Origin of the sequence: Gordonia sp. LUNF6 (genome assembly GCF_047041125.1) — a bacterium.
In the GTDB taxonomy this organism is placed as follows: Bacteria; Actinomycetota; Actinomycetes; order Mycobacteriales; family Mycobacteriaceae; genus Gordonia; species Gordonia sihwensis.
Map to the genome: position 1 here is coordinate 2,303,533 of NZ_CP178181.1, position 21,510 is coordinate 2,325,042.

The following is a 21,510-nucleotide window of genomic DNA, read 5'->3' on the forward strand; positions in this document are numbered from 1 at the left end:
GGCGCCGCCGTCAGTGGTCGGCGTCGCCGATCGACTCGTAGGTCCACATCGTCAGGTATGCGGCGGCCAGGAAGACAGCAACCGCGACGGCGACGCCGGACGAATGCACGTGCGCGAAGGGTGACCTCACCCATCCCATCGTCTGGGCGACGACGGCGTCCGGCCGGGTCACGAGATCCCAGGAGTTCCAGCGCTGGAACCGACCGATGACCACTCCTACGGCGCAGAGGATCACCGATGCGGCGACGGCGGCCCAGCCCGCGGCCCGTCCCCAGTCCGCTTCGATGCGTCGGTGCACCAGCCGCATCGAGACGACGCCGAGCATCACGCCGGTCCATGCCGCGAATCCGTACTGGAGAATGTGCCGCCAGAGTTCGTAGCCTTCGCCCAGATGCACGAGGTCGGTGATCAGGTAGGGCGCGTTGGGCAGGAAGGCCAGCCACGCGAGTCCGAGCGGAATCAGCGCAAGCTTGTTTCGCACGATGACGAAGGCGCACGCGATCAGCAGCGGAAGCCAGGCGAGGAATAGATTCCAGATCAGGAAACGGGTCGGATACACCAGCGGCGCATGGGGATCGGTCACACCGACGACGATCGTCAGCGCCGTCGTCGCGGCCAGGGCGCCGATCAGGGCGAGCCGGCGCCAGGTGAAAGACATCGTGTCCGAAGTCGGCTCTTCTCGCATGGCCACACGGTACGCGAGCGGCCGAGCCCCAGCTCGCCCCGACTCGTCCGGACAGACGACAACACCCCGGAACCGAGGTTCCGGGGTGTTGTTCAGTCAGTCACTCCGACCGACCGCGCGTGAATCAGGCGTTGCCCGACAGCTTCTCGCGCAGTGCGGCGAGCTGCTCGTCGCTGGCGAGCGATCCGCCGGTCTGGGCCGGGCCGCTGCTCGACGAGGTCGACTGCGAAGCCGAACTCGACGACGAGTAGTCGCTCGGAGCGTTCTCCGCCTCGGCGGCAGCCGCGGCGAACTTCTCGATCTGAGCGGTGTGCAGCTTGTGACGGCGCTCGGCCTCCGCGTAGCGGGCCTCCCACTCCTCACGCTGCTTGTCGTAGCCCTCGAGCCACTCGTTGGTCTCGGCGTCGAAGCCCTCGGGGAAGATGTAGTTCCCCTGGTCGTCGTAGCTGTCGGCCATACCGTACTTCGAGGGGTCGAACTCCTCGGTGTAGTCCTCGTTGGCCTGCTTCAGCGACAGCGAGATGCGGCGGCGATCCAGGTCGATGTCGATGACCTTGACCATCGCGTCGTCGCCGACGGAGACGACCTGGTCCGGAACCTCGACGTGGCGCTCGGCCAGCTCGGAGATGTGGACCAGACCCTCGATGCCCTCTTCGACGCGCACGAAGGCGCCGAACGGCACGAGCTTGGTGACCTTGCCCGGAACGATCTGACCGATCGCGTGGGTGCGGGCGAACTGGCGCCACGGGTCTTCCTGGGTGGCCTTCAGCGACAGCGACACGCGCTCGCGGTCCATGTCGACGTCGAGGACCTCGACGGTGACCTCGTCGCCGACGGTGACGACCTCGGACGGGTGATCGATGTGCTTCCACGACAGTTCGGAGACGTGAACCAGACCGTCGACGCCGCCGAGGTCGACGAACGCACCGAAGTTGACGATCGAGGACACGACGCCCTTGCGGACCTGGCCCTTCTGCAGCTGGTTGAGGAACTCGCTGCGGACCTCCGACTGGGTCTGCTCCAGCCAAGCGCGGCGCGACAGAACGACGTTGTTGCGGTTCTTGTCGAGCTCGATGATCTTGGCCTCGACCTCCTTGCCGATGTACGGCTGCAGGTCGCGGACGCGACGCATCTCCACCAGCGAAGCCGGGAGGAAGCCGCGCAGGCCGATGTCGAGGATCAGGCCGCCCTTGACGACCTCGATGACGGTGCCCTTGACGGCCTCGTCCTTCTCCTTGAGCTCCTCGATCGTGCCCCAAGCGCGCTCGTACTGCGCACGCTTCTTCGACAGGATCAGGCGGCCTTCCTTGTCCTCCTTGGTGAGAACGAGGGCCTCGACCTCGTCGCCGACGGTGACGACTTCGTTGGGGTCGACGTCGTGCTTGATCGACAGCTCGCGCGAGGGAATGACGCCCTCGGTCTTGTAGCCGATGTCGAGCAGGACCTCGTCGCGATCGACCTTGACAATGGTGCCTTCGACGATGTCGCCGTCATTGAAGTACTTGATCGTCGAGTCGACAGCGGCGAGGAAGTCCTCGGCCGAGCCGATGTCGTTGACGGCTACTTGCGGCGAGGAAATCGTGGGGGACGACATATGTTGAGTTGCTCCGGACAGGTATCTAGTAGGTACGGTAAACGGGACAGTCTTCGCAGGCTGCGCCCGGTTTCCTTCGATTGTGCGCACCGCCTCGACGTGACGTTCCGGTCGGCGCAGAGTGCATGCTTCGCGCATACACGTGTGCAAGCGTACTACTGCGGGCCTACCTGCACAAATACTGTCTCCGGGACGCGCGCACAGAAGGAGCCGAGGATGGCACATTCGATCGAGATCCTGCCCGATCCCGAGACCGAGGCCGCCGTTCGTGCGCAGTGGGACGCGCTCGAAGCCGCCGGATTGCCGAGCGCGGGCCGGGTGCGGGCCCGGACCAATCGGCCGCACTGCACCCTGCTCGCCGGCACTGCGATCTCGCCCGCCGCCGATTCCGCCCTGGCCTCCACGGCCCAGCGACTGCCCTTCGAGTTCCGAGTCGGCGGCGCGGTCGTGTTCGCCGCCGGCCGCAAGTACACACTGGCCCGCGCGGTGGTGCCGTCGTCGGAACTGCTCACCGTCCATGCGACGATCGTCCGGCTCACCCGCGAACGGGTCACCGAGCTCGCGCAGCACAGCCTGCCCGGACAGTGGACGCCGCACGTGACGCTCGGGCTGCGACTGACTGCCGACGAGCTCGCGGCCGCGCTGCAACTGCTGTCGTGGCCGACCGTCGTAGGACGGGCGTCGGCCATCCGCAGGTGGGACGGCGACGCGAAGGTCGACGTGGTGATTCCCGGCCGAGGCTGCTGAGGTCGACGTGTGCTCCGCGTTCAGTGACCGGCATGCGGTCACTAGGCTCGGAGCCAACGCCATGCCACGAGAGGACCATCTCCATGACTTCCCGACCGCCTCGCGTCCTCGGTGAGATCGACTCGGCCGTCAGCGAACGAGCGAACCGGACATGGTGGGACGGCGAAGCCGACGAGTACCACGAGGAGCACGGCCACTTCATCGGCGGCGACACACCGGGAGGCGAGTTCGTCTGGGGCCCCGAGCGCTACCGGGAGTCGGAGGCCCGGCTTCTCGGCGACGTCGCCGGCCGCGACGTGCTCGAGGTCGGATGCGGCTCGGCGCCGTGCGCGAGATGGCTGAAAACCCAGGGCGCCAACGTGATCGGTCTCGACGTGTCGATCGGCATGCTGCGGCACGGCCTGGAGTCGATGCAGCGCGACGACGCACCGGTTCCCCTCGTCCAGGCCGGCGCCGAGCACCTCCCCTTCGCCGACGAGTCGTTCGACAAAGCCTGCTCGTCGTTCGGCGCCGTCCCGTTCGTCGCCGACTCGGCCCGCATGATGCGCGAGGTCGCGCGGGTGCTGCGCCCCGGCGGCCGATGGGTGTTCGCCACCAACCATCCGATTCGCTGGATGTTCCTCGACGACCCCGGACCCGAAGGTCTCGTGGTTCGTATGTCGTACTTCTCGCGAACCCCATACTCGGAGACCGGCGACGACGGCGAAGTCACGTACGTCGAACACCACCGGACGATCGGTGATCGCGTTCGCGAGATCGTCGCCGCGGGTTTACTGCTGGAGGACATCGTCGAGCCGGAGTGGCCCGACGACCTCGAGGACGAGTGGGGCCAGTGGTCGCCGCTGCGGGGCTCCTACTTCCCGGGCACCGCCATCTTCGTCTGCCGCAAGCCCGAATGAGGCGCGCAGAGCCGTCGAGTCTCGACGGCGCGACCGTCCGCCGTCTCGGGTCTCCCGCCGACCGAGCGAACCCAACCCTCCCGCCGACGAGCGAACCCGGCCCTCCCGCTGGTTGAGCGAGCGGAGCGAGTCGAAACCACCCAGACCACCCTCCCGCGTGCACCAATGGATTTCGACTCACTGCGCGCACGCAACCCGCTGACGGTCACCCAGCGTCAAGCTCGACGCGGCGACTTCGACGATCTGCCCGGAGCCGGCGAACCTCTCGATCTGTCAGACCACGACGACCCGGATTGGTGGATCAAGCGCTACTTGAAGCGAGAGCGGCTCGTCTCACTGCCGCCGTCCCTCCAATTGCGGAAGGACGACGCCGAACTCGACGCCGAACTCGATGCGATGTCCAGCGAGCGGGCCGCGCGCCGCGAGGTGGAGGATTTCAACACCCGGGCGGTCAACGCCCGGTATCAGACCCCGGAAGGGCCGCCACTGATCACGATGCCGCGCGACGTCGAGGCGACCCTCGGCGCGTGGGCCGCCCGCCGGGCGGCTCGAGCCGAGCAGGCTCGCACGCACGCTGAGATCGCGACCGACTCCGCTCCGGGCACGAGACGTGGCGGCGCGGCGTAGCCTGGGCTCATGTGCCGCAACATCACCGAACTGCGCGGCCTTGAGCCGGCAGCGACTGACGAAGAGATCCGGGCAGCCGCGCTGCAGTACGTGCGGAAGGTCTCCGGAATCCGCAAGGTCACCGACGCCAACCACGACGCGATCGAGACGGCGGTAGACGCCGTGACCGCGGCGACCGTTGAACTCCTCGACGCACTTCCGGCCCGCAGGCAGCCTCCGCGAACCGTCCCGCCGCTGCGGCGTCCCGAAGTACGAGCACGAATCGCGGCGCGCGAGGCGCGCCGACCGATTCAGTCCTCCTGATCGATCTCCGCCAATACCTTGCGCAATCGACTCCGATCGGAGGACGAGAGCCGACGGAACAACGCCGACTCGACCACGTCCAGGCCCCTGTCGGCCTCACCGAGCCGCTCGGTGCCGGCAGGGGTGATCGTGACGATCTGCCGACGCCGATCCTTCGGGTCCGGGGAACGCGCGGCCAGCCCCTCCTTCACCAAGCCGTCGATGTACGGAACGAGATCGGGCGGATCGACGCGCACCGCCTCGGCGAGCTGCCGCTGATAGAGCCCCTCGCCGTCGACGAGCACCGCGAGGATCGCGTGTTGATGCGGCAGGAGCCCGTGCCGTCTCAGCTCCGCCGCATACGCCCGGCGCACCCCGATCGCCGCCTTCACCAACTGGAAGCCGAGCCGTGCGCTCAGCGAATCGCCGAGAAGGTCTTCTGGCGGCGCCTTACCTGTCATCCCGTCAGCCTATCGAGTGCGGCAACTCTCACCGATTTCGTTATGGACCATAATTGTTGGTTGACCCATTCATTATTGCGGTCTACCTTCAGACGCGAGAACACGTTCCCCAAGCGAAGGACTCTCGAATGATTCAAGAACTCTCGTACGTCGGCTTCGGCTCACCGCGCTCGTCGGACTGGTCGACCTACGGACCCGAGATCGTCGGCGCGATGATTCACAGCCGAACGCCCGACGGTACGGTCCGGCTCGCTGTCGACGACGTCGACTTCCGCATCTGCATCCACCCCGGCGCTACCGACGAACTCCGATACACCGGCTGGGGCTTGGCCAACGAGACCGATCTGCACGCGTTCGCCGAGCATCTCGCGCGCCGCGGATTGAGCCTGGAGTGGGCCGACGCACCGGTCCTGCGCGACCGCGGCGTCGCCGAACTGGCCTGGTTCACCGACCCGTGGGGACTTCGCCACGAACTGTCCTGGGGCAAGGGCGCCACCCCCAACTCGTTCCGCGCGGGACGGACCATGCGCGGCGGGTTCGTGACGGGCGATCAGGGGCTGGGACACATCGTCTACCAGGTACCGGACCTCGCGGAAGCCGACGAGTTCTATTCCGGGGTACTCGGATTCCGGCTCTCCGACCGAATCGTGTCGGATCACTTCGACGTGCGGTTCTACCACGTCAACGGCCGCCACCACTCGCTGGCGCTCGCGGAGGCGCCCGGCCACATCGGCGTGAACCACCTGATGCTGGAATACCAGCACATGGACGATCTCGGCCGCGCGATCGACCTGGTCGAGAAGCATCGCGTCCCGGTGATGCAGACGCTCGGCCGGCACTCGAACGACCTCATGACGTCGACCTATGTCGGGACGCCGTCGGGGTTTCAGCTGGAGCTCGGCTACGGGGGTCTGGTGGTCGACGACCTGAGCTGGATCGCCCGCACCTACCGCAAGCCGAGCTTCTGGGGCCACCGCTTCACCGAGGCGGCCCGGACCGATCCGCCCGGGATCCTCACGCCGATCGCCACCGTGTGAGCGGGCCCGCTACAGCAGCTTGGAGAGGAACTCCTGGGTTCGCGCCTGCTGCGGGTTCGACAGCAGCTCACGGGGATCCCCGCGTTCGACCACCACTCCACCGTCCATGAAGACCAACTGGTCGGCCACCTCGCGGGCGAAGCCCATTTCGTGGGTGACCACCACCATCGTCATCCCCTCCGCGGCGAGGGTCCGCATGACCGCCAGCACGTCGCCGACGAGTTCCGGGTCGAGAGCCGAAGTCGGCTCGTCGAAGAGCATCAGCTTCGGATCCATGGCGAGCGCGCGGGCGATGGCGACGCGCTGCTGCTGTCCGCCCGAGAGCTGGGCCGGGTAGGCGTCGGCTTTGGCCCGCAGGCCCACCTGGCTCAGCAGGTCCAGAGCGCGCTCGGTGGCCTCGCTCTTGGACTTCCCGCCGACCAGGACCGGAGCCTCGATGATGTTCTCCAGCGCGGTCCGGTGCGGAAACAAGTTGAAATGCTGAAACACCATCCCGATGTCGCGGCGCTGCCTGGCCGCCTCGCGCGGGCTGAGCTCGTAGAGTCGGCCGCCGCGCTCTCGATAACCGATCAGCTCGCCGTCCACCTCCAGACGTCCGGCGTTGACCTTCTCGAGGTGATTGACGCACCGCAGAAAGGTGGACTTCCCCGAGCCCGAGGGGCCGATCAGACATGCGACCTCGCCGGGTTGCACCTCGATGGACACACCCTTCAGCACCTGAAGGGCGCCGAAGTTCTTGCATACGCGGTCGGCCAGCACCATCGGCCGGCCGCCGTCGGACGAAACACCGGTGTCCGTCACTTGCCCTCCTCCACGACCGTCTTGTTGGCGGCGGCGAGCGCCTGCAGCTGGCCCTCCGACAGCTCGCGCGAGGCACCCTTCTCGTAGTGCTTCTCGACGAAGTGCTGCCCGATCATCAGCACCGAGGTGACGACCAGATACCACGTCGACGCCACGAGCAGCATCGGGATCGGCTGGAAGTTGACGCCCGAGATATCCCGTTGGCGGCCGTACAGTTCGAGGCTGAAAGGCACCGCGGCCACGAGGCTGGTGGTCTTGAGCATGCTGATGACCTCGTTGCCGGTGGGCGGGATGATCACCCGCATCGCCTGTGGCAGCACGATTCGCCGCATCGTCTGCCACCACGACATGCCCAGCGCCACCGACGCCTCCATCTGTCCTTCGCCCACGGAGGAGATGCCGGCGCGGACGATCTCCGCCATATACGCGGCCTCATTGAGGGCGAGCCCGATCACGGCGATCAGGAAGACGTACTTGAGGCTGAAGGCCTGGATGTCGATTTCGAACGCGGTCGGGCCGAAGGGTATGCCGACCCGGACGGTCTTGTAGAGCGAACCGACGAGCCCCCACAGGACCAGCTGAACGAAGATCGGAGTGCCACGGAATACCCACAGGTACACCCAGGCCGCGGAACTGAGCACCTTGTTCTGTGACATCCGCATCACCGCCAGGATCACGCCGAGGATCACCCCGATGATCATCGCGAGGACGGTCAGCGCCAGCGTGTATCCGACACCCGACAGGATGCGTTCTTCGAACAGGTACTTGCCGTAGGTGGACCAGTGGTACGCGGGATTGGTGGCCGCGCCGTACACGAAGAGCCCGACCAGCCCGAGAATGATCACAGCGGCGATCCACTGTCCGGGATGCCGGAGGGGGACGGCCTTGATCGGTGCGGGGGTCTCCGCCGTGTCGCCGGCCCGGATGTCACTTGCCGTCATCGGTTCAGCCCTTCGCTCCGTTGATCTCGGATCGCTGAATCATTCCTGCTTCCACTCCCCAATGTGTGGCGATCTTCTCGTACTGACCGTTGTCGATGAGGTACTGCAGGGCTGCCTGCAGAGCGGGTCCGAGCGCAGAGCCCTTGACGATCGGCCACCCGTACGGCGCCGCGTCGTACAGCGGCCCCACTTCCTCGAGCTGACCGTCGGTCTTCTTGATCGCGTACGCGGTCACCGGAGAATCGGCCGAGAACGCGTCGATCTGGCCCAGGAGCAAGGCGTTCACCACCTGATCCTGGGTTTCGAACTTGACTTTGATGATCGGGTCCTTGCCCGCCTTCTCGCATGCGGCGCTCTTGGCGGGGACCTCATCGGTGTCTTCGACCGTGGTGCTCTGCACTCCGACGCGGAGGCCGCAGGCGTTGTCCGGGTCGATCCCCCTGCCCACCTTCTGCGCCCATTTGATTCCGGCGCTGAAGTAGTCGACGAAGTCGACCTCCTTCTGCCTCTCCAGCGAGTCGGTGAACGACGACATCCCCAGATCGAACGTGCCGCCCTGCATCGCGGGGATGATCTTGTCGAAGTCGGACTCGCTGTACTCGGCCCGCAGCCCGAGGACGCCGGCCACGGCGTTCATCAGGTCGACGTCGAATCCGATGATGTGACCTTCTCGGTCCTTGAACTCGTTCGGCTGGTACGGCGGGTTGGTACCCACACGCAGCACTCCGGATTCTCGAATGCTCGCGGGCAGCATCGCGGCGATCTCGGGCTGCTTCTCCACCTTCACCGTTATCGGCTTGGTGTCGAGCGCCGACTCGTCGACCACGCAGCCCGACAGCACGGGAACTGCGAGCGCCGCGGCCGCCACACCGGCCAGCACCCGCACGCGCAGCGATCGCACTCGCATCGGCACCTCTCCGTCGTGACCGGGGATCGGTGTGATCCCCCGGAGTCTATGAGTATGACGGGTTCGCCGGCCGCCGCGGCCGACCGGGGCGAGATTCAGCCGACCTGCGCCGCGACCGCCGCCCCGAACTCCGAGGTCGACGCACCGCCGCCCAGGTCGGCCGTGGCGATCCCCTCACCGAGCACATGGGCCACCGCGCCGTCGATCGCATCGGCCGCTGCCGACAGTCGGCTGTCGCCCGAACGCGCAGCATGCCAGCGCAGCAGCATGGCGCCCGAACCGATCATGGCGACCGGATCGGCGATGCCGCGGCCGGCGATGTCCGGTGCGGCGCCGTGCACCGCCTGCGCCATGGCGCGCGTGTCCGAGGCGTTGATCGACGGGGCCAGGCCGAGGGAACCGGATAGTTCAGCCGCCAGGTCCGACAGGATGTCGCCGAACAGGTTCTCGGTGACGATCACATCGAAGTCAGCCGGGCGACGCACCAGCAGCGCCGCCATCGCGTCGACGTGCTGCTCGTCCACCCGGACGTCCGGGTAACGCTCGGCGACCGCGAGGCATTCGTCCCGGAACAGTCCCGTCGTCAGTCGCAGCACGTTGGCCTTGTGCACCACGGTGACGTGCCCGCGCCGCCGCCGTGCCGCTTCGAAAGCCTCGACCGCGATGCGTTCGGACGCCGCGCGGGTGACCACGCCCACCGCGAGCGCGACGTCCGGCGTCGGCATGAACTCGCCGCTGCCGATCGTCATGTTCCGGTCCGCGTACAGTCCCTCGCTGTTCTCCCGGACCACCAGGACATCGATGTCGGGCGCGGTCGCCGTCACACCGGAGACAGCCCGGGCGGGCCGCAGGTTCGCGTACAGACCGAACTGCTTGCGCAACACCGCGCCCGGCGGCGGATACCGCACTTCGGCCGGGTACGAGGCGCTGTCATGCGGTCCGACCACCCAGAGATCGAACTTCTCCAGCGCGTCGAGCGTGCTCGCGGGCACGGGCGCGCCGTCGGACTCGACGGCGGCGGCACCGAACGGCAGCGCGGTGGTCTCCACCGTCAGCCCCTGTGCCGCGAGGGCCCGGGTCGCGACGTCCACGGCCACCGGGACCACCTCGGGTCCGATTCCGTCGCCCTCGAGGACTGCGAGGCGGAGCGTGTCTGTCATTCGCGGGTTCCTGTTCATCGGGACTGTCTCTGTAAGAGAAGGTCCCATACTTCGGCTGACCGTCGCCACGTTGTCGCGGAGTCACCGCGGCTGGTGTTCGTCTCGATGCGCTCCGTCGCTTCGCTCCTGCGCTTACTCGACAACCCTGTTCGGGTCAGTGCGCGGCGTCGTCCCAACTCCGGCCGTAGCCGACCGAGACCTCCAGTGGAACCGAGAGCTTGATCGCTCCGCCCATCTCGGCGCGGACCACCGCCTCCACCGTCTCCCGCTCGCCCCGGGCTACCTCGATCACCAGTTCGTCGTGCACCTGCAGCAGCATCCGCGACGACAGCTTCTCGGCCCGCAACCGGTTCTGCACGTTGATCATCGCCACCTTGATGATGTCGGCGGCGGTGCCCTGAATGGGGGCGTTGAGCGCCATCCGCTCGGCGGCCTGACGACGCTGGAAGTTGTCGGAGTTGAGGTCGGGCAGATACCGGCGCCGGCCGAACAGGGTGGCCGTGTACTCGTTCCGGCGCGCCTCCTCGACGACGCGGTGAAGATAGTCGCGGACGCCGCCGAAGCGATCGAAGTACTGCTCCATCTGCTGCTTCGCCTCTTCGCGGCTGATCCCGAGCTGAGCGGCCAGACCGTATGCCGACAACCCGTAGGCCAGGCCGTACGACATCGCCTTGACCCGTGAACGCATCTGCGGGTCCACCTGGTCCACCGGAACCCCGAAGGCACGCGAACCGACGAAGTTGTGCAGGTCCTCACCGGTGTTGAAGGCCTCGATCAGTCCCTCGTCCTCCGAGAGGTGCGCCATGATCCGCATCTCGATCTGCGAGTAATCGGCCGTCATCAGGCTCTCGAACTCCACGGGCGCGGCCCCGATCGGCACCGGGCCCGGCGCCACCACGAAGGCATGCCGGATCTGGCGGCCCGCATCGGTGCGCACCGGGATGTTCTGCAGGTTCGGGTCCGTCGAGGACAGCCGACCCGTCGCCGCCACGGTCTGATTGAACGTGGTGTGGATGCGCTGATCGTCCGCGACGGTCTTCTGGAGGCCCTCCACCGTCACCCGCAGCCGGGTGGCGTCGCGATGCTCGAGCAGATGCTTCAGGAACGGATGCTCGGTCTTCTCGTACAACGACGTGAGAGCGTCCGCGTCGGTGGTGTAGCCGGTCTTGGTCTTCTTCGTCTTCGGCATGTCGAGCTTGTCGAAGAGGATCGCCTGCAGCTGTTTGGGCGACCCGAGGTTCACCTGCTCGCCGATCACCTCGTACGCCGCCTCGGCCGCGTCGCGCACCCGCTGCGCGAACCCGCGCTCGAGCGCGTCCAGGTGTTCGACGTCGACGGCGATGCCCGCGCACTCCAGTTCGGCGAGAACGAACGCGAGCGGAAGTTCCATCTCTCGCAGCAGCGCCGAGCCCTCGATCCGCTCCAGTTCCGTGTCCAGCGTGTCGGCGAGTTCGGCGACAGCCTGGGCCGACAGCATCAGTTGATCTGCCGCGCGCTGCGCGTCGGCGTCGTCGTCGAGCAGCGAGAGCTGACCGTCGTCGGTCTGGGCGTCGTCCGCCTTGAGCTCCCGTCGCAGGTACCGGAGCACGAGGTCGTCGAGGTTGAAGGTCCGCTGTCCCGGCCGCACCAGATACGCGGCGAGAGCGGTGTCGGAGGTGACTCCGGCCAGCGTCCACCCGCGTCCGCGGAGCGCGTGCAGGGCCCACTTCACCTCGTGCACGGCCTTGGGCCGGGTCTCGTCGGCCAGCCAATCCGCCAGCGCCGCATCGTCGTCCACACTCAGCGAGGTGGGATCGATGAACGCGGCCTCTCCGTCGGACCCGGCGATAGCGAGCGACTCGACGTCGCTGCCGACCACCGCGCGCCGACCGGTCACCGCGAGTCCGCTGCGCCCCGACGCGGTGTGCTCGACCAGCCACCCGGCCACCTCACCCGAGCCCAGTCGCTTCCCGCGCAGGTCGAAGCCCGACTCCGCCTCGGGCTCCACCGAGGTCAGGGTGGAGAACAGCCGGTCGCGCAAGACCTTGAACTCGAGATCGTCGAAGAGCCGGTGGATCCGGTCCCTGTCCCAACCGTGCAGGGCCAGGTCGTCGGGGCCGGCGGGCAACTCCATGTCGCGGACCAGTTCGGTCAGCCTGCGGTTCATGATGACGCCGGCCAGATTGGCGCGCAGTGAATCACCCACCTTGCCCCGCACCTCATCGGCCCGGTTCACCAGTTCCTCGAACGAGCCGTATTCGCGGATCCATTTGGCCGCCGTCTTCTCCCCGACCCCCGGGATGCCCGGGAGGTTGTCGCTGGGGTCGCCTCGGAGCGCGGCGAAGTCCGGATACTGCGACGGCGTGAGGCCGTACTTCTTCTCCACCTCTTCGGGGGTGAAACGGGTGAGCTCCGACACCCCGCGCTTCGGATACAGCACGGTGATGTTCTCGTTGACCAGCTGCAGTGAGTCGCGGTCGCCGGTGACGACGAGGACCCGGTACCCCTGGCGGTCGGCGGCCGTCGCGAGCGTGGCGATGATGTCGTCGGCCTCGTACCCCTCGATCGCCATCACCGGGATGCCCATCGCGTCGAGGACGTCCTTGGTGAGGTCGACCTGGCCCCGGAATTCGTCGGGCGACGAACTCCGCTGCGCCTTGTACTCGGGGAACATCTCCGACCGGAAGGTCTGCCGGGAGACGTCGAACGCGGCGGCGATGTGGCTCGGCTCCTCGTCGCGCAGCAGATTGATCAGCATCGACGTGAAGCCGTAGACCGCGTTGGTGCTCTGGCCGGTGTTCGTCTTGAAGTTCTCGGCGGGCAACGCGAAGAACGCCCGGTAGGCCAGCGAGTGACCGTCCAGAAGCATCAGCGTCGGCCTGCCGCCCGCCTTGCCCGCGGCTCTGGTCCCCGCACCCGACTTGTTCGTTGTCTGCGCTGCACTCACGCAGACGAGTCTAGGGCGTGGGTCGGACAGTCGCGGCAGCCCGCTACGACCGCGGCTGGTCGGTCCCGTCGCCGAGCGTGTCGACCACGATCTCGGCGACCGCCTTCATCGTGGCGCGCTTGTCCATCGCGTTCCGCTGAATCCAGCGGAAGGCCTCCGGCTCGGTCATTCCCTGCTTGTCCATGAGCAGACCCTTCGCCCGCTCGATGAGTTTCCGGGCCTCGAAACGGCCTGACATGTCGGCGATCTCAGCCTCGAGCACCTTGAGCTCACGATACCGGCTGAGCGCCACCTCGATCGCGGGGACGAGGTCGGCCTGGTTGAACGGCTTGACCAGGTACGCCATCGCGCCGGCGTCGCGGGCACGTTCGACGAACTCACGCTGGCTGAACGCCGTCAGCATGACGACGGGTGCGATCCTCTTGCGCGCGATCTCGCTGGCCGCGTCGATGCCGTCGCGGACCGGCATCTTCACATCCATGATGACGACGTCGGGACGGAGCTGCTCGGCCAGATCGACGGCGACCTGACCGTTCGGGGCCTCCCCGACGACGTCGTATCCCTCGTCGCGCAGCATCTCGATCAGATCCATGCGGATCAGCGAATCATCCTCGGCGACAACGACTCTGCTCGCCGGCTTGTCGGGGTCGTTCATCGCTTCGCTCCGATCGCTGACGGCGGTCACGCATCTGCGCCGAACGCAGAATCCATACGTGCCCCGGGCCGGACTCGAACCGGCACCTCGTTAGAGACCGCATTTTGAGTGCGGCGCGTCTGCCAATTTCGCCACCGGGGCCGGTGGTGGTGCGAGATGCAAGTGTACTCATGCTCTGGTCCGGATCGCGCATCCGCCCCATGCCGCGGCGCGGTGGCGGGCGACGCGCCCCACACGACTCTTCCCTTTCCTTCACCTCCGACTTATTGTTACCTGAGAGTCAGGTCACAGAACGATGAAGGCGTGTCCGGTTCGACTCTGCTTGCTCGGGGAGGAAACACCAGGTGAAGTCATCGCTACGCGGCCGGATCGTGACCGCTGCCCTCGCACTGCTCATCGCCCTGCCGCTGGTGGCGCTGCCGACAGGCACCGGCCCGTCGGACGCCGCGGTCTTCGGGACGCTCGGCGCCCGATGGACACGCACGCAGGACGGCCCCCAGAAGTACTCGGGGTACCGGGTGACCCCGGACGTGCCGATCCGCATGTCGGACGGGACGGTGCTGCGGGGCAACCTGATCCGTCCCACGGACCGGTCCGGCGCGCCGGTGCGAGAGAAGCTGCCGACCATCGTCAACATGACGCCCTACACCAAGATGGTGTCGGCGCTCGCGAGCGAGGTGACGAACTATCCGGTCCTGGCCCCGCAGCTGATCGACCTGCTGAACGGGATCAATCTCCAGGGCACGGTGCTGTCGGGATACAACGAACTGGTCGGCGCGCTGCGCGGCGGCCTGATCCAGACCTTCTCGTACGATCCCAAGCTCATCAAGAGCGGCTACAACATGCTCGTCGTAGACGTGCGCGGCACCGGCTTCTCGCAGGGCACCTGGCAGGTCTTCGGCGATCGCGAGCGCCGCGACACCGTCGAGGTGCTGGACTGGGCGTCCAAGCAGCGATGGTCGAACGGGAAGACCGGCATGGCCGGGGTCTCGTACTCGGGGATCAACCAGTTGCAGGCCGCCGCCGACGCGCCGGGCAAGCTGGGCGCGATCTTCCCCGTCGTCCCCGGTGCGGATCTGGTGCGTGACATCATCGCGCCCGGCGGCGGTCTGGGCGTCGGATTCCTGAGCTTCTGGCTGGCGATCGTGAACGGGACCAAGATGATTCCCAACATCGCCTCGATGCTGAACGGAACCTTCGACTGGAAGTGGCTCGCCGACCGCGTCAAGGACCCGCTGACGTACTTCGACCTGCTGATCGACGCGCTCGTGACGCGTGACGTCAACGGCTTCAGCCCCCAGACGCGCAGCATGATGACGGCCGGTACAGCTCGGCGCGACTCGCTGTACACGGATGTCGGCGCGATCACGACGCCCTCCTTCACGATCGGCGGGTGGAACGACCTGTTCACCAACTCCGAATCCCGGATGCTCCGGGGCCTCTCGCAACTGCCGGATGCGAAGAAGAAGCTCATCATGGACGACGGCTACCACGTGACGTCGAGTTCGAACTTCGGCCGGCCCGGATACCCACCGCGCCTCGACGTCCTCGCGCGAGCCTGGTACGACAAGTGGCTCAAGGGCATCGACAACGGCATCGACCGGTACCCCCAGGCCACCTTGGCGTCGGAACCGAACGGCGGGTTCCTGCAGGGCCCGTCGTTCCCGCTGCCCGGACACACGTACCAGCGCCAATACCTGCGCGGCACACCGTCGCATTCGGTGAACACACCGGTCGCAGGCGACGGGTCACTCAGTGCGAGCAGGCCCGCGAAGCGCGCCACGCGCGAGGTCAAGCCCGGACTCTCGACACTCTGCGACCGCGACTCCGCTCAGTCGACCGCCGGCGTGACCGCACTGTTCGACTTCTGCGGCAACGACACCCGGCTCTCGGAGACGGCGGCGCAGACCTTCACCGGCCGGCCCGCGACCGCTCTGACCCGGATCAGCGGCACCCCCGTCGTCCATCTGCGGCAACGGCTGAACGCGCCCGACGGCTACTGGCACGCGACGCTCAACGTCGTCTCCCCCGACGGCCGGTCACGCGTGGTGTCCATGGGACAGCTGATGGTGTCGTTGCGCGCGGTGGACCCGAGCCGAAGCGGATACGCACCGAACGGAGACCTCACCGACCCGGTCCTGTACCTCTCGCTCGACCACTACGCCAAGGTCCGGCCGGGCCAGATCCTCGACGTCGACATCCCGATGTCGGCGACGCAGGCCGCGCTGAAGCCCGGAGATCGACTGCGGGTGGACCTCTACTCGCTCAACTTCCCGAAGTCGCTGCCGCTCGGTCCGGGTCTGTGGTCGTCGCAGCTGCGGCCGCAGTACATCGAGATCGATCCGGCGAAGCCCAGCTGGGTCAACGTCCCGCTCTCGCGTCCCCTCGGCTGAGCTCGCCGTGCGGCCGGCAGTGGAGATCGCGGTGCAGGATGCCGAGGGCGCCGCGACGGCACGGGCGAACGGCGCCGATCGCGTCGAACTGTGCGCGGCGCTTGGAGTCACCGGCGGACTGACGCCGTCCGCGGGACTTCTCGACGCGGTGTGTGCGGTCGGGATCGACGTGCACGCCCTGATCCGCACCCGGCCGGGAGGATTCGTCTACTCGGACGCCGAAGTCGATGTCCTCGCGGCCGACGTGGCCGCAGCCGTCCGGCTCGGTGCGCGAGGCGTCGTGATCGGCGCGCTGCACGCCGACGGGACGGTCGACGCCGGCGCGACCGGACGACTCCTCGCGGCGGCGCGTGACGCCGAGCAGCGGGCCGGCCGGCGCATCGACGTGACTTTCCACCGCGCCATCGACGCCGCCGCCGATCCGATCGCGGCCCTCACCGTGCTCGCCGGTCTCGGCGTCGATCGCGTCCTCACCTCGGGAGGTGCTGCTCGCGCCGGCGACGGACTCGATGTGCTGCGTGCGCTCGTGGCCGCCGACACCGGTGTCGAAGTGATGGCGGGCGGGGGCGTCACGGCGGAGGCCATCCCTGCCATCCGGGGCACCGGCGTGCACGCGGTGCACCTGTCCGCGAAACGCTCGGTGCGGGATCGGGGCGTCGCCGGCCCGGGTGGAGGTGCCGCGTCGGATCTGGAGATGACCGACGCCGGTCTGGTGCGAGCGGCTACGAGAGCAGCGCACCGTCCTTGAGTGCCTCCTCCGACACGAGAGTGCGGTACAGCCTCCCGATCTCGACCGTGTAGAGCGAGGCGACCCGGACGTCGCGGATCTCGAATCCGGCAAGGCAGATACCGCTCGGGAGGGCGCGGAATCGGTCAAGCGTCGACTGGCCGTAGCGTTCGCCCGACTGAGCATCGAAGATCTGCACGAGGGAGCCGAAGCCCACGGCGGGGAGCCGCGGCATGTTCCGCGTGGTGCAGTCCACCTCGACGCCACCGGTGGCGGTGTAGCGCGAACTCGACACCACGCCCGAGCCGATGGCGAGTGCGGCGAAAGCGATCAGCACCACTGCGGCGACGGCGCTGCCCACGCGGATGCCGATCTTCCATCGGCGCTGCCACCGTTTGGGCGACAGCGGCGGGCCCGGAGGCAGGAAGAAGCGCAATTCGGACGGAGCCTGCCCGCCGGACGGAAGGGCGGGCTCCGGATTCGGGATGCTCTCAGTCATTCTCGGGCCTCAGTCGCGCGGCGGGAAGTACTTGATGAGCGCCTCCTGCACCACAGAGGTCGCGAGCGTGCCGTCGCGCTTGAAGAATCGGCCCGAGCCCAGCCCGCGCGAGCCGGCCGCGACCGGGGACTCCGTCGCGTACAGCATCCACTCGTCGAACCGGAAGTCGTGATGGAACCACATCGAATGGTTGACGGTCGCCGCGAACAGCCGGTCGTGTCCCCACGACAGTCCGTGGGTGGTGATGATCGAGTCGAGGACCGTGGTGTCCGACGAGTACGCCATCGTCGCGACATGCATGAGCGGATCGTCCGGCAGCACACCGTCGGCCTTCATCCAGGCGCGGTTGTGGGTCAGCTTCTCGCCGGTCCCCTTCATCACCCAGGCCGGATCGTTGGCGAACCGGATGTCCACCGGGTGCAGTGCGTTCACGAACGCCTCGATGGTCTCTTCGTACCCCTTGAAATGCTCGTCGAGCGGCGGCAACTCCTCCGGATACGGCACTTCGGGGATCTCCACGGCGTGCGCGAGGCCCGCGGAGTTGTCCTGGAAGGCCACCAGCATCGTGAAGACCACCTCGTCACCCTGCTTGGCAGTCACCTGCCGGTTCGCGAAGGCCCGTCCGTCGCGGTAACGGTCGACGTGATACTCGATCGGCTCGGTGACGTCGCCACCGCGGATGAAGTGCGCATGCAGTGCGTGGACCGGCGGCGCACCCTTCACCAGGGTCCGGCCGGCCGCCACCACGCCCTGCCCGAGCAACTGCCCGCCGAAGGTGCGGGCCATCACTTGATCGCCGTGCTGCCCGATGAACAGGTCGTCGTCGACGCGCTCCAGATCGAGGAGTTCGAGCAGCTCGGCCAGATCGGCGGACGTCGTCGCCGCAGCGTCGGTGTTCGGGTTGGTCATGCCACAACCCTATGCCAGCGATGCGGGCCGCCCGCCGCCCCGTCGACTCGACGGGCGGCGCCGCACCGCTGGTCGCGGATCAGTGGTCCTGCTCGCCGATGCGATGAACGTGGACGAAGTTGGTCGACCCGATCACCGAAGCCGGAGCTCCGGCGATGATGACGACCGTGTCGCCCTTCTTGAGCCGCCCGTTCTCGGTGAGGACGTCGTCGACCTGGTCGATCATGTCGTCGGTGTGCTGCATCCGCGGCACGAGGTACGAGTCGACGCCCCAGCTGACCGCCATCTGATTGTGCGTGGCCTCGGTCGCGGTGAACGCGATCAGCGGAACTCGCGAGTGCAGTCGCGCCACCCGGCGAACGGTGTCACCCGACTCGGTGAAAGCGATGATGGCGGTGGCGTTGAGTCGCTCCGCGATGTCGCGAGCCGCGTAGGTGACGATGCCGCGGCGGGTGCGCGGGACGTGCTTGAGCGGCGGGACGTCGCGCGTGCCGCCCTCGACCGCCGACACGATGCGGCTCATGGTGCGCACCGTCTCGAAGGGGTACTTGCCGACCGAGGTCTCGCCGGAAAGCATCACGGCGTCCGCGCCGTCCAGCACGGCATTGGCCACATCCGAGGCCTCGGCACGCGTGGGCCGGGAGTTCTCGATCATCGAGTCGAGCATCTGCGTCGCGACGATCACCGGCTTCGCGTTCTCACGCGCCATCTGGATGGCCCGCTTCTGCACCAGAGGCACCTCCTCCAGCGGCATCTCGACGCCCAGGTCGCCGCGGGCGACCATGATCGCGTCGAACGCCAGCACCACGGCCTCGAGGTTCTCGATGGCTTCGGGCTTCTCCAGCTTGGCGACCACTGGAACGCGACGGCCGACGCGGTCCATGACCTCGCGCACCAACTCGATGTCAGCGGGGCTGCGCACGAAGGACAGGGCGATCAGGTCGACGCCGAGTTCCAGGGCGAACTCCAGATCGGCGATGTCCTTCTCCGACAGGGCGGGCACCGAGATCTTCATGCCCGGCATCGACAGGCCCTTGTTGTTACTGACGGTGCCGCCCTCGGTGACGGTGCACACGACGTCGTTCCCGTCGACCCGGTCGACCACCAGGCCGACCTTCCCGTCGTCCACCAGCAGACGGTCTCCCGGCTCGGCGTCCTGGGCGAGCTGGGAGTACGTGGTCGACACCCGATCGTGGTCGCCGATCACGTCGTCGACGGTGATCCGCACCTGCTCGCCGTCGTTCCAGTCCACGGCGCCGTTGGGCCGGCCGTTGTCGGCGAACTTGCCGAGCCGGATCTTGGGGCCCTGCAGATCCGCCAGGATGCCGACGGGCTTACCGGTGGCGAGGCTCGCTCCGCGAACGTTGTCGTAGACGCTGCGGTGGTCGGCGTGCGCGCCGTGGCTGAAGTTCAGTCGGGCGACATCCATGCCGCACTCGAGGAGTTCGGTGATGCGTTCGAGGGTATTGGTGGCGGGGCCGAGGGTACAGACGATTTTTGTTCGACGAGTCACCCCTTAAGGCTAGCGGTCGCGCCACAGCGTGTCGCCTCGGTCTCAGCCGGACACCGGTGACGACCGACTCACTTGTCCTTCGAGGTGTCGGGACCGCTCCGTTCGTCGCCTTCGGCCGGTCGTTCCCCGTCGGTCTCGACGGTCTCGTCGGCTGTGTCATCGGCGGTCTGATCGACCTCTTCGGGCGCCTCGGGGGCCTCAGTGACCCCGCGGGCCTCGGGTGCGTCGGGCTCGGGTGCGTCGTCACTGCGGCGGATCTCGATGGACCCCGCCGAACCGCCCGGATTCTGCTCGATGATCGTGATGCGCGAGAGCTCCTCGTCGTCCGCGGGAACGATCGTGTACCCCTGCTCCACAGTCGATTCGGCGATCGACGGTTCGACGCCCGGGACCACCGTGCCCTCCGGCTGGGACCCGGCGGCATCGGTCTCATCGGTCTCGGCGGCACCGGTCTCGGCGGCATCGGTCTCGGTCTCATCGGTCTCGTCCGCGCCGACAGCAGCCTCCGCGGAGTCCGCCTCCGGAGCGAAGAGAGCGTCGGAGGTGGCCGCCACCTCGAACTCCGGTTCAGCGGCCTCCGGAACCTCCGATGCGGCCTCGTCGTGAGTCCCGGCCTCGGCGTCATAGTCCGCCGGGCCCTCGTCGACCACCTCGTCCTCGTAGACCGCCTGATCGTCATAGAGCGTCTCGTCGTCGACGGCCTCGTCATGGAGCGTCTCGTCGTCGTAGACCGCCCGATCCTCGTCGGCCGCCTCGTCGTCCATCTCGGGCGGCACGTATCCGACGGCGCCCTCGGCCGCGAGTTCCTCCGCCTTGCGCGGCCAGTACATCGACAGACCCTGCTCGCGGCCCTTGGGCGCCATGACGAAGTAGAGGGCCGCGCACAGGAACACGATCGCCGCGGTGAAGACGTTCACGCGGACGCCGAAGATGTGCGTGGCGTAGTCGTCGCGCATCAGCTCGACGACGAACCGGCCGACGCAGTAGCCCGCGACGTACAGCGCGAAGAGCCGGCCGTGCCCGATGCGGAACCGCCGGTCGACGAGCACCAGCACGACCACGAAGAAGACATTCCACAGGAGTTCGTACAGGAAGGTCGGGTGCACCACCGCGTACACGTTCCCGGTGGAGACGCCGTCGATCAGCTTGTACGAGATCACTCCGCTGGAGTCGGAGCGGTCGTAGATCTCCAGGCCCCACGGCACGGTGGTGGGCCGACCGAACAGTTCCTGGTTGAAGTAGTTGCCGAGCCGGCCGATGGCCTGCGCGAGCAGGATCGCCGGCGCGATCGCGTCCCCGAACGGCGGAAGCCTGATACCCATGGTCCGGGCTCCGAGCCATGCACCGACAGCGCCGAGCGCGACCGCGCCCCAGATGCCGAGGCCGCCGTCCCAGATGCGGAAGACCGCACCGAGGCCTTTTCCTCCGGCGCCGAAATACGTGCTCCAGTCGGTGAGCACGTGATACAGCCGGCCGCCGATCAGCCCGAAGGGCACCGCCCACAGTGCGACGTCGACCACCTCACCGGGCTGACCGCCGCGGGCCCGCCAGCGGCGACTGCCCCACCAGACCGCGACGACGATGCCGACGATGATGAACAGGGCGTAAGCGCGGATCGGCACGGGGCCGAGGTACCACACCCCCTGCGGCGGGCTCGGAATGTAAGCGAGGACGGTTCCGTCAGTCACGGGTGCCACAGTATCGTGCAACCGTCTCACCGTCTGTGACCGCCTGGGCTCGACGCCCG

20 protein-coding genes and 1 tRNA gene are annotated in these 21,510 nt (G+C 67.6%); 7 read left to right on the forward strand and 14 right to left on the reverse strand.

Annotated features, from left to right (window positions below):
• Positions 1-10 precede the first annotated feature (10 nt).
• Together ACK8HH_RS10760 and rpsA are read right to left on the reverse strand one after the other, a co-directional pair.
• Positions 11-685, reverse strand: coding sequence for a DUF1361 domain-containing protein (locus ACK8HH_RS10760; RefSeq protein ID WP_412475175.1), 675 nt, complete (start codon positions 683-685; stop codon positions 11-13).
• A gap of 124 nt (positions 686-809) precedes the next feature.
• Complete coding sequence (gene rpsA / locus ACK8HH_RS10765; RefSeq protein ID WP_006895416.1) at positions 810-2,279, reverse strand: 30S ribosomal protein S1; 1,470 nt, start codon at positions 2,277-2,279, stop codon at positions 810-812.
• Between the two features lie 216 nt (positions 2,280-2,495).
• Between rpsA and ACK8HH_RS10770 the strand changes: the two genes are divergently transcribed.
• The 4 genes from ACK8HH_RS10770 (at position 2,496) to ACK8HH_RS10785 (ending at position 4,855) form a co-directional block, all read left to right on the forward strand.
• Complete coding sequence (locus ACK8HH_RS10770) at positions 2,496-3,026, forward strand: 2'-5' RNA ligase family protein (RefSeq protein ID WP_006895415.1); 531 nt, start codon at positions 2,496-2,498, stop codon at positions 3,024-3,026.
• A gap of 83 nt (positions 3,027-3,109) precedes the next feature.
• Entirely contained in the window at positions 3,110-3,925 is an 816-nt protein-coding gene (locus ACK8HH_RS10775) for a class I SAM-dependent methyltransferase (RefSeq protein WP_006895414.1), read from the forward strand.
• Positions 3,926-4,090: 165 nt separating this feature from the next.
• Complete coding sequence (locus tag ACK8HH_RS10780; RefSeq protein ID WP_006895413.1) at positions 4,091-4,552, forward strand: DUF1992 domain-containing protein; 462 nt, start codon at positions 4,091-4,093, stop codon at positions 4,550-4,552.
• Between the two features lie 9 nt (positions 4,553-4,561).
• On the forward strand, positions 4,562-4,855 hold the full coding sequence (locus tag ACK8HH_RS10785) for a DUF2277 domain-containing protein (protein ID WP_006895412.1): 294 nt from the start codon (positions 4,562-4,564) through the stop codon (positions 4,853-4,855).
• Here ACK8HH_RS10785 and ACK8HH_RS10790 read toward each other — a convergent pair.
• A complete protein-coding gene (locus tag ACK8HH_RS10790; RefSeq protein WP_006895411.1) occupies positions 4,843-5,295 on the reverse strand; it encodes a MarR family winged helix-turn-helix transcriptional regulator in 453 nt (150 codons plus the stop codon). The two genes, ACK8HH_RS10785 and ACK8HH_RS10790, sit on opposite strands and share 13 nt — an antisense overlap.
• 128 nt (positions 5,296-5,423) lie before the next feature.
• Between ACK8HH_RS10790 and ACK8HH_RS10795 the strand changes: the two genes are divergently transcribed.
• A complete protein-coding gene (locus ACK8HH_RS10795; RefSeq protein ID WP_006895410.1) occupies positions 5,424-6,332 on the forward strand; it encodes a VOC family protein in 909 nt (302 codons plus the stop codon).
• A gap of 9 nt (positions 6,333-6,341) precedes the next feature.
• Here the strand turns inward: ACK8HH_RS10795 and ACK8HH_RS10800 are convergent, their stop codons facing one another.
• From ACK8HH_RS10800 to ACK8HH_RS10830, 7 genes are all read right to left on the reverse strand, one after another.
• Positions 6,342-7,094 (reverse strand): amino acid ABC transporter ATP-binding protein, encoded by a 753-nt coding sequence (locus ACK8HH_RS10800; RefSeq protein WP_006895409.1) that lies wholly within the window; start codon positions 7,092-7,094, stop codon positions 6,342-6,344.
• Positions 7,095-7,129: 35 nt separating this feature from the next.
• Complete coding sequence (locus ACK8HH_RS10805; protein WP_006895408.1) at positions 7,130-8,074, reverse strand: amino acid ABC transporter permease; 945 nt, start codon at positions 8,072-8,074, stop codon at positions 7,130-7,132.
• A gap of 4 nt (positions 8,075-8,078) precedes the next feature.
• Entirely contained in the window at positions 8,079-8,981 is a 903-nt protein-coding gene (locus ACK8HH_RS10810; protein WP_045536784.1) for an ABC transporter substrate-binding protein, read from the reverse strand.
• 95 nt (positions 8,982-9,076) lie between these two features.
• On the reverse strand, positions 9,077-10,141 hold the full coding sequence (locus tag ACK8HH_RS10815) for an isocitrate/isopropylmalate dehydrogenase family protein (RefSeq protein WP_062367738.1): 1,065 nt from the start codon (positions 10,139-10,141) through the stop codon (positions 9,077-9,079).
• Between the two features lie 154 nt (positions 10,142-10,295).
• Complete coding sequence (polA, locus tag ACK8HH_RS10820; protein ID WP_412475732.1) at positions 10,296-12,989, reverse strand: DNA polymerase I; 2,694 nt, start codon at positions 12,987-12,989, stop codon at positions 10,296-10,298.
• A gap of 121 nt (positions 12,990-13,110) precedes the next feature.
• Complete coding sequence (locus tag ACK8HH_RS10825) at positions 13,111-13,722, reverse strand: ANTAR domain-containing response regulator (RefSeq protein WP_006895403.1); 612 nt, start codon at positions 13,720-13,722, stop codon at positions 13,111-13,113.
• 59 nt (positions 13,723-13,781) lie between these two features.
• A tRNA-Leu gene (locus tag ACK8HH_RS10830) sits at positions 13,782-13,863 on the reverse strand.
• 203 nt (positions 13,864-14,066) lie between these two features.
• Between ACK8HH_RS10830 and ACK8HH_RS10835 the strand changes: the two genes are divergently transcribed.
• On the forward strand, positions 14,067-16,115 hold the full coding sequence (locus ACK8HH_RS10835) for a CocE/NonD family hydrolase (RefSeq protein WP_006895401.1): 2,049 nt from the start codon (positions 14,067-14,069) through the stop codon (positions 16,113-16,115).
• 7 nt (positions 16,116-16,122) lie between these two features.
• A complete protein-coding gene (locus ACK8HH_RS10840; protein ID WP_006895399.1) occupies positions 16,123-16,863 on the forward strand; it encodes a copper homeostasis protein CutC in 741 nt (246 codons plus the stop codon).
• On the opposite strand, the gene ACK8HH_RS10845 is transcribed toward ACK8HH_RS10840, so the two are convergent.
• From ACK8HH_RS10845 to lgt, 4 genes are all read right to left on the reverse strand, one after another.
• Positions 16,838-17,341: a hypothetical protein gene (locus ACK8HH_RS10845; RefSeq protein ID WP_006895397.1), complete on the reverse strand. Its 504-nt coding sequence runs from the start codon at positions 17,339-17,341 to the stop codon at positions 16,838-16,840. The genes ACK8HH_RS10840 and ACK8HH_RS10845 overlap by 26 nt on opposite strands.
• Positions 17,342-17,350: 9 nt before the next feature.
• Positions 17,351-18,250 carry an acyl-CoA thioesterase gene (locus ACK8HH_RS10850; protein WP_006895394.1) on the reverse strand — a complete coding sequence of 300 codons (900 nt, stop codon included), beginning with the start codon at positions 18,248-18,250 and terminating at the stop codon, positions 17,351-17,353.
• A gap of 79 nt (positions 18,251-18,329) precedes the next feature.
• Positions 18,330-19,763 (reverse strand): pyruvate kinase, encoded by a 1,434-nt coding sequence (gene pyk, locus ACK8HH_RS10855; RefSeq protein WP_006895393.1) that lies wholly within the window; start codon positions 19,761-19,763, stop codon positions 18,330-18,332.
• A gap of 68 nt (positions 19,764-19,831) precedes the next feature.
• Positions 19,832-21,451 (reverse strand): prolipoprotein diacylglyceryl transferase, encoded by a 1,620-nt coding sequence (lgt, locus tag ACK8HH_RS10860; protein ID WP_006895392.1) that lies wholly within the window; start codon positions 21,449-21,451, stop codon positions 19,832-19,834.
• Positions 21,452-21,510 lie beyond the last annotated feature (59 nt).